Genomic DNA, 12,857 nt, shown 5'->3' on the forward strand with positions numbered 1-12,857 from the left:
TAGAAATCAGTGCTCAGGGCTGGATGGTACGTGTGATGGGGTTCTGCAGGGAGATCAGCGTCTCGGTCGACTGGATCTCGTCAATTGTCTGGATCTTGTTGATAAGTACGTGCTGAAGGGAATCAATCGAGCGGCACATGATCTTAATGAAAATGCTGTAATGCCCGGTGGTGTAATAGGCTTCGACCACTTCTTCTATACTTTCGAGCTTTTTCAGTGCCGACGGATAATCCTTGGCACTTTTCAAAATGATGCCAATAAAACAGCATACGTCGTAACCCAGCTGTTTAGGATTGACGGTAATATGCGCGCCGGTAATGATGCCCGCTTGTTTCATTTTTTCTACGCGGACGTGGATCGTCCCCGGGCTGACGGTGAACACTTTTGCCAGTTCAGCATATGGTGTACGGGCATTATCCATCAGGGCGTTCAGGATCCCGCGATCCAGCTCGTCGAGCTGATAAATTTCAGTCATGATTATCTTTCTCTTTAGGCTTAATTTCTCTGCCAGCGTCGCTGTACGCGGCTTTTCATACCGGTATCGAAGCGCCAGATATGATCGAAAATGCGCAGGATGCCGGGCTTGCCATAGTGCGACATTGCCAGGGCATGAAAGCGGTGATGTTTTTCCCGTTGCAACGCCCTGACCTTCTTTTGTACTTCATCTGGCAACCGCTGGGCGATAAAGTCCGAGATCACCACTGCATCAGCATCCTCCCACTGCGGAGAAGCGAGTTTATCCAGTGTGGCATTCAGACAGGCGGCCAGATCGGTACCACCACGAAAATGCTGCCCCAGAAAGCGCAGCGCCTGATCCAGGCCGCCGTTGGAGGTCAGTTCATAATGGATCACTTCACTGGCAAACAACATGATGTAACATCGGCGGTTATCAGCCAGTGCGATTTTCAGTAACGCCAGACAGAACGCTTTGGCGCACTGTTCGTTAAATCCCCCCATCGAACCGGATGTATCGACGCAGACGACAAAAGGTCCACGCGGTTGCGGTTCCTGTTGCTGATAGACCACAGGCCGTTTGACCACTTTCTCGCGCCAGACGTCCCCTTGCAGGCGATATGTCATCAGACGCTTTTCCAGCAAACGGCGGTAAAATTCGTATTCCAGCTCAGGCAGCCCCAGCGTCACCAGCTCCGTCGGCATCAGGCGCAAAATATCATCGCTCTGATGAATGCCATTCACTTCTTCCGGCACCGTTGCAGGTTCGCGCACCATCAGCCGGTGAGTTTCCATTTTTGCATCTTCATGCGGACTGGTTTTGACCGTCTGGCTGCGGCCCAGTTGTTCTGCCAGATGCATCAGCTCAGGCTGCTGCTGAAGAAAAGCGCCGAAACGCGCCAGCGACTGAATATCACCCCGCAGACGCTTCCCTTTACTCATATCCCACAACCGGCCTGCTGCCGTATCGTTCTCCGCTAATAAAGGAGAGAGCTCGCTGCTGAGCTGCAGTCGTTGCAGCAATTCTTCCTGCAACTGCTCCTGTTCTTGTTCGAGTAACTGATGATGAACGTTCACCGTTTGGAAGGTCAGGTTCAGGCGCCAGCGCTGGAGGAACAAGGTATGAAAGCTGTTGCCGGTTTTCGCCGTCCGTGAGGTTTCATTATTCTCCTGTAAGGTGCGGGCTTCAGTGGCAAAGGGAGAGCTGAGTTGCTCCAGTTCATCGATGAGGGAAGGCAGTCCGGACTGAAAAGCCGTGGCGTCGATCTGCTGGCAATGCTGATAAAGATAGAATTCTTTCGCCAGCTCTTGGGGAACCGGCGTTTCGTGGATCCTCTGGCGAAGGCGCAATTTCCATTCTGGGAGATCTTTGGTCAGGGCACGCTTGAGACGGGGAAATTTCTCGAAGAACACCGTCAGCGCTGGCGCAGCCAGCAAGCCGACGAGCAGTTCTTCAATCAGTTCGGCTTCGCTGATGGCCAGCAGAAGATCCAGTGACTCGAGACTGAACATGATCAGTGACCACTGAATGTCTGTTGCTGATGACGCAACTGTTCAGCCACCTGAAGCAGGCTGGCTTCTATTTTTGCCATCCATTCTGCCGGAACAAACAGACAGTTTTGCTGCTGGCTGAATTCATGTCTCTGCTGCGCCAGTTTTGCGGTCAGGTCACTCAGCGTATTTTTCATTTCGTCGGGAACGGCAATATGCTCATGGCCCGGCAGCGTCAGCGGCGTGCTCTGACGGCTGACATCCAGCACCAGAAGTTGTTGTTTGTCATCGATTTCCAGATCCACGGTTTGTACAAAACCAATCCCGTTGAGTTTGGCTTTCAGTACGCCTCCTTTATTTAGCCACTCTTCCAGGATGATGCGTTCGAATAACAGGTGTGTGACTTTTATTTCATGCAGGTGTAAAGGCGTTTGCAATAACAGGGTCAGGTTGGTGGTGTTAAGTGATTCAGGCAGGCTGTACTGTGGCTTGCGGCTGAAAATGCCGGCCTTCTTACTCAGTTTGATTGACTGACGCGAACTCTGTTGCTGCTGATGTTGCATCCATTGCTGATTCAGCTGCTGAATTTTCATCAGCAGTGTCTGCTGCTGATAAGCCTGTTCGGTGATCAGTTGCTCAATCTGGGTTTGCAGCAGGTTATAAGTATTAAGGTCATGCCATAAACAGTCTTTCAGCAGGATCAGATCCACCTGCGTGATCGCTTTTCTGCCACTGAAAAATGCGCAGGCCTGCAACAGGCGCAGGGCTTTTTTCCAGCGACGGTCAGAGACATAAGGTGCCGTATCCAGGGCATCAAGGCGCTGGCGCAGCTGGAAGATCAGTTCAAAGCAGCTGTCTGAAAGATTGACTTTGTCGATCTCCGGCTGCCATTGTTGGTATTCTTCATCGCTGATACTCAGGGACTCTGCCACCGGATTGGCGTTTTCATTGTTCCGGCTGGTCAGCAGTGAGCGAAAATTTTGCTTATCCTGCACTTTATCCAACCACAGACGGATCAGCATGCGGTCGTACAGCGCTTCGAGGCCACCATCGGCTTCGGGTAATTCGTTGGACGCACTGACCAGCAGACGCATCGGAATAGGTTCTTCTCGTTCGCCATTACGGAAGCGGCGTTCGTTGATGGCGGTGAGCAATGTATTGAGGATGGCCGGGCCTGCTTTCCAGATTTCATCAAGGAAGACAATTTCAGCTTCCGGCAAGTAACCTTCGGTCAGACGCAGATAGCGGCCTTCATCTTTCAGGGCCTGAATCGAGAGCGGACCAAAGACTTCTTCCGGCGTGGAAAAGCGCGTCATAAGATATTCAAAAGCGCGCGCATGTCGGAACGCAAATTTCAGACGCCGGGCAATCAGGCTTTTTGCAATACCCGGCGGGCCGAGCAGAAAAACGCTTTCGCCGCACAGGGCTGCCAGCAGGCAAAGTCTTATGGCATCCTGCCGCTCGTACAGGCCATGTTCTAATGCGTTAGCAAGACGGGCGATCCGTTCTGCCAGAAGGGGAGATTGCGCCATACTGTCTCTTCCGGTTTCCATTGAGTTGTTGAATAGTGTACTGGCTAATAGCGATATGCCACGTTTATTTTTGTCGTTATAGCTTGTTGATTACTAAAAATTTTCTATTATCAGAAATGTGACCCCGTTCATATGAACGCCGGTTTAGCTGCACATTTAAGGGTAGGCAATCCAATTTATTCGTGCATACTGTGCGCCTTTTAGTGGGCATCATAAGATCGAGCGCACTCATCGCTTACGGATGTTCGAGCAAAAAAGAAACGAAATATGAGCACTGAACATAAACGGTCACTCCCAGCAGTAACCCTGGCCGCCATTGGTGTGGTCTATGGCGACATTGGTACCAGTCCTCTCTACACCTTAAGAGAGTGTTTTTCTGGTCACTATGGTTTCAACGTTGAACCCAGCGTCGTTTTTGGTTTTCTCTCTCTGATTTTCTGGATGTTAATCCTCATTGTTTCGCTCAAGTACCTCACTTACGTGATGCGGGCGGACAACGCAGGCGAAGGCGGTATTCTGACGCTGATGTCTCTGGCGGGCAGAAACACCTCGGCACGCACCACTGCCGTTTTGGTCATTCTCGGCCTGATCGGCGGAAGTTTCTTCTATGGTGAAGTGGTGATCACTCCGGCTATTTCTGTTCTTTCCGCGATGGAAGGTTTGGAAATCGCAGCACCTTCACTCGATCCTTATATCGTCCCCTTATCTATTACTGTCCTGACGCTGCTTTTCATTATTCAGAAACACGGCACCGGCATCGTGGGCAAACTGTTTGCGCCGGTGATGTTGTTGTGGTTCCTGACGCTGGCTGTTCTCGGCGTGAACAGCATCATGCAGAACCCTGAAGTACTTCGCGCCATGAACCCGATGTGGGCGGTTAACTTCTTTATCGAGCATAAGTCGTTTTCCTTCCTGGCACTTGGCGCGGTCGTTCTGTCGATTACCGGTGTGGAAGCGCTGTATGCGGATATGGGCCACTTCGGGAAATTCCCGATCCGTCTGGCCTGGTTCACCGTGGTGCTGCCTTCTCTGGTGCTGAACTACTTCGGTCAGGGCGCATTGCTGCTGAAAGACCCGGAGTCGATTAAAAACCCGTTCTTTCTGCTGGCGCCTGACTGGGCATTGATCCCGTTACTGGTTCTGGCAACACTCGCGACCATTATTGCCTCTCAGGCGGTGATTTCCGGCGTGTTTTCCCTGACGCGTCAGGCTGTGCGTTTAGGCTATCTACCGCCAATGCGCATCATCCACACTTCAGAAATGGAAGCAGGCCAGATTTACATCCCGGCCATTAACTGGTTGCTGTACTTTGCGGTGGTTATCGTTATCGCCAGCTTCGAGCATTCGAGCAATCTGGCAGCGGCATACGGTATCGCAGTGACCGGTACGATGGTGCTGACCAGTATTCTTTCCTGTACGGTGGCACTCAAAAACTGGCACTGGAAACCTTTCCTGGTCGGGCTTTTGCTGATCGGTCTGCTGTTTATGGATATCCCGCTGTTCGCGGCGAACGCTACTAAACTGTTCTCCGGCGGTTGGTTGCCGCTGACGCTGGGTTTGGGCATGTTTATCGTTATGACGACCTGGAAAAGCGAGCGCTTCCGCCTTATGCGCCGCATGAACGAGCATGGGAATTCCCTGGAAGCGATGATCGCCTCTCTGGAGAAATCCCCGCCGGTGCGTGTTCCGGGTACGGCTGTGTATATGTCGCGCGCCATCAACGTCATTCCGTTTGCGTTGCTGCACAATCTCAAACACAACAAAGTGTTGCATGAGCGTGTGGTACTGCTGACGTTACGCACCGAAGATGCGCCTTATGTACATAACGTCCGGCGCGTCACCATCGAACAGCTTTCGCCGACGTTCTGGCGTGTGGTCGCCAGCTACGGATTTAAAGAAACGCCGAACGTGGAGGAAGTGTTCCACCGTTGCGGTCTGGAAGGATTGCCGTGCCGGATGATGGAAACGTCATTCTTTATGTCGCACGAATCACTGATCCTGACCAAGCGCCCCTGGTATCTCTACTTCCGTGGCAAACTCTTTATGGCGCTCAGCCGCAACGCCTTACGCGCGCCAGATCAGTTTGAAATTCCGCCGAACCGCGTAATCGAACTCGGTACGCAGGTAGAAATCTGATCCTCATTTCTACTGCTCGCAGGGCACCTTCGGGTGCCCTGTTTTATTTTCGCGTTCTCCTTTCTGAAACGACTAACTCAAATTTCCCTGCGGTTTCTTAATTATTCAGCGAAACGTTTCGACGCTGATCACAATTCCATCATAACTCCGTTGCGATGGCCGGGGATCTTTATAAACTCATCGGTGAGCGAAACGTTTCGCTGTAGGAGTTCACAATGAAGAAGTCACCGCTGTTAAATGCCGAAATCTCACATGTTATTGCCCGGTTAGGTCACACCGATCAGCTGGTTATTGGCGATGCCGGACTTCCTGTGCCAGCAGCTTGCCAACGCATCGATCTGGCCCTGACCCAGGGAGTTCCCACCTTTTTACAAGTCTTAGAGGTAGTGACACATGAGATGCAGGTTGAGCGGGCTATCCTCGCCGAGGAAATCCTCACTAAAAATCCTCAACTCCATGAAGCGTTGCTCGCCCAATTGACACAACTCGAACAACACCAGGGAAACACCATTGCTTTGGATTACGTCAGTCATGAGTCATTCAAAGCACAAAGCGAAAAAAGTCGGGCTGTGATCCGCAGCGGGGAATGTTCGCCTTATGCGAACGTTATTCTGTGTGCTGGCGTAACCTTCTGAGGCCTTTATGCAACCTTTGCTGCAACTGACAGGCATTGATAAAGCCTTTCCCGGCGTAAAAGCACTTTCCGGCGCGGCGCTCAGCGTTTATCCGGGACGTGTAATGGCGCTGGTGGGAGAAAACGGCGCGGGCAAGTCCACCATGATGAAAGTGCTGACCGGCATCTATCAGAAAGATGCCGGCTCAGTGCATTTTCTTGGCAAGGAAGCGGTTTTCAGTGGCCCTAAAGCCTCTCAGGAAGCCGGGATTGGTATCATTCATCAGGAATTGAACCTGATCCCCCAACTGACGATTGCTGAAAATATCTTCCTGGGCCGTGAGTTTGTGAACGGTTTTGGCCGCATCAACTGGAAAAAGATGTATGCCGAGGCCGATAAACTGCTGGCGCGCCTGAATCTGCGTTACAAAAGTGACCGGCTGGTAGGCGATTTATCCATCGGCGACCAGCAGATGGTCGAAATTGCCAAAGTGCTGAGCTTTGAATCCAAAGTCATCATTATGGATGAACCGACGGATGCCCTGACCGATACCGAAACCGCTTCTTTATTTAACGTGATCCGGGAACTGAAAGCCGCCGGTTGCGGTGTGGTGTATATCTCCCATCGCATGAAAGAAATTTTCGAAATCTGCGACGACGTGACGGTGTTCCGTGACGGGCAGTTCATCGCAGAGCGGCCGGTCAGTTCGCTTGAAGAAGACACGCTGATTGAAATGATGGTGGGCCGTCGCCTCGAAGAGCAATACCCGCGCATTAATCATGAACGCGGTGCGCTGCGTTTGCAGGTACGCGATGTCAGCGGGCCGGGCGTGGATAACGTCAGCTTTGATCTGTACAGCGGCGAAATTCTGGGGATTTCCGGTCTGATGGGCGCAGGCCGTACCGAACTGATGAAAATTCTCTACGGAGCCTTACCGCGTAAAAGTGGTTATGTGGCGCTTGATGGTCGCGAAGTGGTGACACACTCACCGCAGGACGGGCTGGCAAACGGCATTGTTTATATCTCTGAAGACCGCAAGCGCGATGGCTTAGTTCTGGGCATGTCAGTGAAAGAAAACATGTCGCTGACGGCGCTGCGTTATTTCAGCCACGCTGGCGGACGTCTTAAACATGCGGAAGAACAGCAGGCTGTCGGCGATTTCATCCGCCTCTTCAATATCAAAACGCCGTCGATGATGCAGACCATCGGCCTGCTTTCCGGCGGTAATCAGCAAAAAGTGGCAATTGCCCGTGGATTAATGACGCGGCCGAAAGTCCTGATCCTCGATGAACCGACGCGCGGCGTTGACGTTGGTGCCAAGAAAGAGATTTACCAGCTTATAAACCAGTTCAAGCGCGAAGGGCTGAGTATCATTTTGGTTTCCTCAGAAATGCCGGAAGTGATCGGTATGAGTGACCGGGTTTTGGTGATGCATGAAGGCCATTTAAGCGGTGAATTCCCGATAGAACAGGCTACGCAGGAAGTGTTGATGGCTGCCGCTGTCGGCAAGCAATACGGCGTGACGCAGGAGTAATCAGATATGAGTTCTCAGACATTGCCAGCCAAAAAGCGCTGGATCAGTAAAGAGTGGTTGTTGGAGCAAAAGTCTCTGATTGCGCTGCTGGTGTTGATTGCCGTGGTCTCTTCCATGAGCCCGAATTTCTTTACGGTCAATAACCTGTTTAACATCCTTCAGCAAACGTCCGTTAACGCCATTATGGCCGTCGGCATGACACTGGTGATCCTGACGTCCGGGATCGATTTATCCGTCGGCTCTTTGCTGGCGCTGACCGGCGCCGTTGCCGCCTCGATTGTCGGGCTGGAAGTGAATGCGTTTGTTGCCGTTGGCGCCGCGCTGGCGTTAGGTGCGGCTGTGGGTGGCGTCACCGGAATGATTGTGGCCAAAGGGAAAGTCCAGGCGTTTATCGCTACGCTGGTCATGATGTTGCTGCTGCGTGGTATTACGATGGTGTACACCAACGGCAGCCCGATCAGTACCGGCTTTAATGATGTCGCTGATGTTTTTGGCTGGTTTGGTATCGGTCGCCCGCTGGGTATCCCGACACCCGTCTGGCTGATGGCTGTGGTGTTTATTGCGGCATGGTACATGCTGCATCACACCCGGCTGGGGCGTTATATCTACGCGCTGGGCGGTAACGAATCCGCTACGCGTCTGTCAGGTATCAGCGTCGATAAAGTCAAAATTATCGTCTACTCCCTGTGTGGTTTGTTAGCCGCTCTGGCCAGTATCATCGAAGTGGCGCGCTTATCTTCTGCGCAGCCCAACGCAGGTACGGGTTATGAGCTGGATGCGATTGCCGCAGTGGTATTAGGGGGAACCAGCCTGTCCGGGGGTAAAGGACGCATTGTTGGAACGCTGATCGGTGCATTGATCCTTGGCTTCCTGAATAACGGTTTGAACTTATTAGGTGTTTCTTCCTACTACCAGATGATCGTAAAAGCAGTTGTCATCCTGCTGGCGGTTCTGGTGGATAACAAAAGCAACAAATAAACTCTCCTACAGGACTTATGACCATGAATATGAAAAAACTGGCTGTCTGGGTTTCCGCCGCAGCGATCACCGCTTCTTTCAGTGCTAACGTTCTGGCGAAAGACACCATTGCGCTGGTCGTTTCCACGCTGAACAATCCGTTCTTCGTCTCCATGAAAGACGGCGCGCAAAAAGAAGCGGACAAACTGGGTTATAACCTGGTGGTTCTTGATTCTCAGAACAACCCGGCGAAAGAGCTGGCAAACGTACAGGACCTGACGGTTCGTGGCACCAAGCTGATGCTGATCAACCCGACGGATTCTGATGCGGTAGGCAATGCCGTTGCGATGGCAAACCAGGCGAAAATTCCGGTGATCACCCTTGACCGTCAGGCTACTAAGGGTGTTGTCGCCAGCCACGTCGCGTCTGATAACGCCTTCGGGGGGAAAATGGCCGGTGATTACATCGCCAAAAAACTGGGCGAAAACGCTAAAGTCATTGAACTCGAAGGTATCGCCGGGACGTCTGTTGCCCGTGAACGCGGTAAAGGTTTCGCTCAGGCCGCTGAAAAACACCATTTCCAGATCCTCGCCAGCCAGCCTGCTGACTTCGACCGCACCAAGGGCCTGAACGTCATGCAGAATCTGCTGACTGCGCATCAGGACGTGCAGGCCGTGTTCGCTCAGAATGACGAAATGGCGCTCGGTGCATTGCGCGCCCTGCAGACTGCCGGTAAAACGGATGTGCTGGTCGTTGGCTTTGATGGCACCGACGACGGTATCAAAGCCGTTAACAGCGGCAAAATGGGCGCGACTGTGGCACAGCGTCCTGAACAAATCGGTGTGATCGGCGTTCAGACTGCAGATAAAGTACTCAAAGGCGAGAAAGTGCCGGCTGTTATCCCTGTTGATTTGAAACTGGTTGCTCAGCCGTAATACTCTTTTTATCGATGCTGTAACTGCGCCTCCTGATGGAGGCGCTATTTGACTCAGGGATCTCCACATGAAAACCGGCAAACTGGTGGTACTCGGCAGTATCAACGCTGACCACATTCTGAATATCAACCACTTCCCGCAACCGGGCGAAACGGTTATCGGTAAGCAATACACCGTAGCCTTTGGCGGTAAAGGGGCGAATCAGGCTGTTGCAGCCGGTCGCAGTGGCGCTGATATTTCTTTTATTGCCTGTGTGGGAGATGACGATATTGGCGAGCGAGTTCGCAAACAGCTGGCCAGTGACCATATTGATACGCACCCCATCGAAGCCATTAAAGACACCACCACTGGCGTAGCGCTGATTTTCGTGAATGCGGAAGGTGAGAATGTTATTGGCATAGATGCGGGGGCAAATAAAGCTGTTACACCTGAATATCTTGATCGCTATAAACAGCAGGTCATTGGTGCTTCTGCTTTATTAATGCAACTTGAATCTCCGCTTGAAACGGTGATCGCGGCATCGAAGATCGCTAAAGACAACGGTACGCAGGTGATCCTTAATCCGGCTCCGGCCTGTGAATTGCCCGATGAATTGCTGGCACGGGTGGATATAATCACCCCGAACGAAACTGAAGCTGAAAAGCTGACGGGAATTAAAGTCGACAGTAATGAAGATGCCGCTCGCGCCGCAAACGCTTTGCATGACAAAGGCATCACGACTGTCATCATTACGCTGGGCAGTAAAGGCGTCTGGCTCAGCCAGAACGGAGAAGGAAAGTTAGTGGCGGGGTTCCGTGTAAAAGCCGTCGATACGATAGCAGCAGGTGATACCTTTAACGGCGCGTTAGTCACAGCCCTGCTGGAAGGCAAACCGATGGACAGCGCAGTACGATTCGCACACGCCGCCGCAGCGATTGCCGTGACGCGTCCTGGCGCACAACCTTCCGTCCCGTGGCGCAAAGAAATAGACGATTTCCTCGCACAACAGGAGGCCTGATTGGCCACCATGAAAGATGTCGCCCGCCTCGCGGGCGTTTCAACCTCTACCGTTTCCCATGTGATCAACAAGAATCGTTTTGTCAGTGAATCCATCGCTGAGAAAGTGAATGCTGCCGTTGAACAACTCAATTACGCGCCTTCCGCCTTGGCCCGCAGCCTTAAGCTGAACCAGACACGCACCCTCGGCATGTTACTGACCGCCAGCAGTAACCCTTTCTATTCGGAAGTGGTGCGTGGGGTGGAGCGTAGTTGTTATGAACGCGGCTACAGCCTCATTTTATGTAATACCGATAATGACGCCGAACGTATGAATCGCAGCCTGGAAACGCTGTTGCAAAAGCGGGTCGACGGACTGCTGATCATGTGCACCGAAAACCACCGACCCTCGAAAGACGTTATCAGCCGTTATCCGTCACTGCCGATTGTGATGATGGACTGGTCACCGTTTGATGGCGCTATAGATATTATTCAGGATAACGCACTGCTGGGCGGCGAAATGGCGACGGAGTTTTTAATCCGTCAGGGATATCATCGCATCGCCTGCATTACCGGCCCGCTGGATAAAAACACCGCACAGGAACGGCTGAGTGGATATCGTCAGGCCATGGAAAAAGCCGGTTTGAAGATTTTACCTGGTTATGAGGTGTGTAGTGATTTTGAATTTGAAGGCGGATTAGCCGCAATGCAGCAGTTGCTGGCGCTGCCCGAACCGCCGCATGCGGTTTTCGCCAGTAACGATGCGATGGCTGTTGGCGTATATCAGGCACTTTATCAGCGTGGATTGCGTGTTCCCGATGATGTAGCCGTGATGGGGTACGATGATATCCAGCTGGCGCAATATATGATGCCGCCGCTGACAACAATCCATCAGCCTAAAGACTCACTGGGAGAACTGGCGGTTGATGCATTACTGCATCGGTTGCAAGACCCGGCTTCAGAGCCTCAGATTTTAGTGCTCACCCCAGAGCTGGTAGTCCGTCAGTCTGTGGGATCATTCATCAGCAAGTAACAGGCTCTGGCATTCCAGAAGTGCGGCATTGGCATCACCGGCCAGAATGGCATCCGTCAGCCGCTGGTGATGTTCCAGTTTAATCACTTCATTGCCTGTAATTGCCCGAAAATAGCTCTGATACACTGAACTGAATAAATTCGCAAAAGAGGTCAGAAAAGGATTTTTCCCCGCTTCATAGATTAGCTGGTGAAACTGCGTATCTACCGTTATCCAGTGTTCCCGATCAAAGCTGTTATGCAACTGGCGCATTTCATACATATATAGAGAGAGCTGATGCTTTTGCTCTTTACTGGCAGCGAGTGCGGCTAACGCACAAGCCTGAGGTTCGAGTGCTTTGCGTAAAACAATAAAATGCGCCATCACCTGATCGAAGTTTTCACGGGTCATCCACCAGGTCAGTAATTCCTGATCGAGAAAGTTCCAGCTTGATTGTGGCATTACCCGGGTACCAATACGCGGACGGGGTAAAAGCATTCCCTTAGCCGCCAGCGTTTTTACTGCTTCACGTACGGCCGTCCGGCTGACACCAAAAATCTCTCCTAACTCATTCTCGCCAGGAAGAATAGCCCCTTCCGGATACTCCCCAGACAAAACGCGTTGTGCAATTTTCTCCGCCAGCAGGTAAGAAAGGTTACGTTGAGCCGCCTGTTGATGTGCATTAAGTAGCATGTAAGGTATTCCTGAATGTCTTTCTCTTAATTATGACGGAGAGTCTACTCCAGCCTCTGGCTTGAAACTGGTGTGTTTTTAGCGAAAAACGACCGGTATTTGTCCATTTTGGACGAAATTGACGGATTAATGAACAGTTGGTAAAAAAAAGTGAAATTAGGGGTTGCGGCCTTCTGAGAACTCCCTATAATGCGCCTCCACTGACCGGGAACAACGACTGACAAGTCGCCCGGACGGGAAGAGAAAAAGAAGAATGTTCGAATGAATAATCTCTTGACTCTTCAGCGGGAAAACGTAATATACGCCTCCCGCGCCGCATAAGATTCCTTGCGAACCGCGGCATGCTCTTTAACAATTTATCAGACAATCTGTGTGGGCACTCACAAGACGATATCAGCCACCTCGGTGGCAAAAAATATCAAGTCTTAGAGTGACCAAGCAGTAATTCATTTAGTTGAATTATTACGAAGTAATCTCTGAGCACCGCTTCACTTGTTGAAGCAAATCGAACTTTTAATTGAAGAG

At 51.7% G+C, this 12,857-nt stretch carries 11 protein-coding genes; 7 read left to right on the forward strand and 4 right to left on the reverse strand.

Annotation, left to right across the window (positions count from 1 at the left end; genetic code table 11):
- Positions 1-13: 13 nt before the first annotated feature.
- The 3 genes from asnC to ravA are packed head-to-tail and all read right to left on the reverse strand — an operon-like array spanning position 14 to position 3,476.
- Positions 14-475: a transcriptional regulator AsnC gene (gene asnC / locus GW591_RS20190; RefSeq protein WP_013577674.1), complete on the reverse strand. Its 462-nt coding sequence runs from the start codon at positions 473-475 to the stop codon at positions 14-16.
- Positions 476-495: 20 nt separating this feature from the next.
- Positions 496-1,965: an ATPase RavA stimulator ViaA gene (gene viaA, locus GW591_RS20195; protein ID WP_112197581.1), complete on the reverse strand. Its 1,470-nt coding sequence runs from the start codon at positions 1,963-1,965 to the stop codon at positions 496-498.
- Positions 1,966-1,967: 2 nt separating this feature from the next.
- Positions 1,968-3,476, reverse strand: a complete 1,509-nt coding sequence (ravA, locus tag GW591_RS20200) for an ATPase RavA (protein WP_037033892.1) — start codon at positions 3,474-3,476, stop codon at positions 1,968-1,970.
- 267 nt (positions 3,477-3,743) lie between these two features.
- Here ravA and kup point away from each other — a divergent pair, with 267 nt between their 5' ends.
- The 7 genes from kup to rbsR all read left to right on the forward strand — a co-directional run bounded on the left by kup (position 3,744) and on the right by rbsR (position 11,660).
- On the forward strand, positions 3,744-5,612 hold the full coding sequence (gene kup / locus GW591_RS20205; protein ID WP_013577671.1) for a low affinity potassium transporter Kup: 1,869 nt from the start codon (positions 3,744-3,746) through the stop codon (positions 5,610-5,612).
- A 215-nt stretch (positions 5,613-5,827) separates the two neighbouring features.
- A complete protein-coding gene (rbsD, locus tag GW591_RS20210) occupies positions 5,828-6,247 on the forward strand; it encodes a D-ribose pyranase (protein ID WP_013577670.1) in 420 nt (139 codons plus the stop codon).
- Positions 6,248-6,254: 7 nt separating this feature from the next.
- Positions 6,255-7,760, forward strand: coding sequence for a ribose ABC transporter ATP-binding protein RbsA (rbsA, locus tag GW591_RS20215; protein ID WP_013577669.1), 1,506 nt, complete (start codon positions 6,255-6,257; stop codon positions 7,758-7,760).
- A gap of 6 nt (positions 7,761-7,766) precedes the next feature.
- On the forward strand, positions 7,767-8,738 hold the full coding sequence (gene rbsC / locus GW591_RS20220; protein ID WP_013577668.1) for a ribose ABC transporter permease: 972 nt from the start codon (positions 7,767-7,769) through the stop codon (positions 8,736-8,738).
- A 23-nt stretch (positions 8,739-8,761) separates the two neighbouring features.
- On the forward strand, positions 8,762-9,652 hold the full coding sequence (rbsB, locus tag GW591_RS20225) for a ribose ABC transporter substrate-binding protein RbsB (protein ID WP_013577667.1): 891 nt from the start codon (positions 8,762-8,764) through the stop codon (positions 9,650-9,652).
- Between the two features lie 67 nt (positions 9,653-9,719).
- Positions 9,720-10,649 (forward strand): ribokinase, encoded by a 930-nt coding sequence (rbsK, locus tag GW591_RS20230; protein ID WP_013577666.1) that lies wholly within the window; start codon positions 9,720-9,722, stop codon positions 10,647-10,649.
- On the forward strand, positions 10,650-11,660 hold the full coding sequence (rbsR, locus tag GW591_RS20235; protein ID WP_119262210.1) for a ribose operon transcriptional repressor RbsR: 1,011 nt from the start codon (positions 10,650-10,652) through the stop codon (positions 11,658-11,660). It begins immediately after the preceding gene.
- Here the strand turns inward: rbsR and GW591_RS20240 are convergent.
- Positions 11,643-12,332: a FadR/GntR family transcriptional regulator gene (locus tag GW591_RS20240; protein ID WP_013577664.1), complete on the reverse strand. Its 690-nt coding sequence runs from the start codon at positions 12,330-12,332 to the stop codon at positions 11,643-11,645. The genes rbsR and GW591_RS20240 overlap by 18 nt on opposite strands.
- Positions 12,333-12,857 lie beyond the last annotated feature (525 nt).

Origin of the sequence: Rahnella aceris, from assembly GCF_011684115.1 — a bacterium.
Taxonomy (GTDB): Bacteria; Pseudomonadota; Gammaproteobacteria; order Enterobacterales; family Enterobacteriaceae; genus Rahnella; species Rahnella aceris.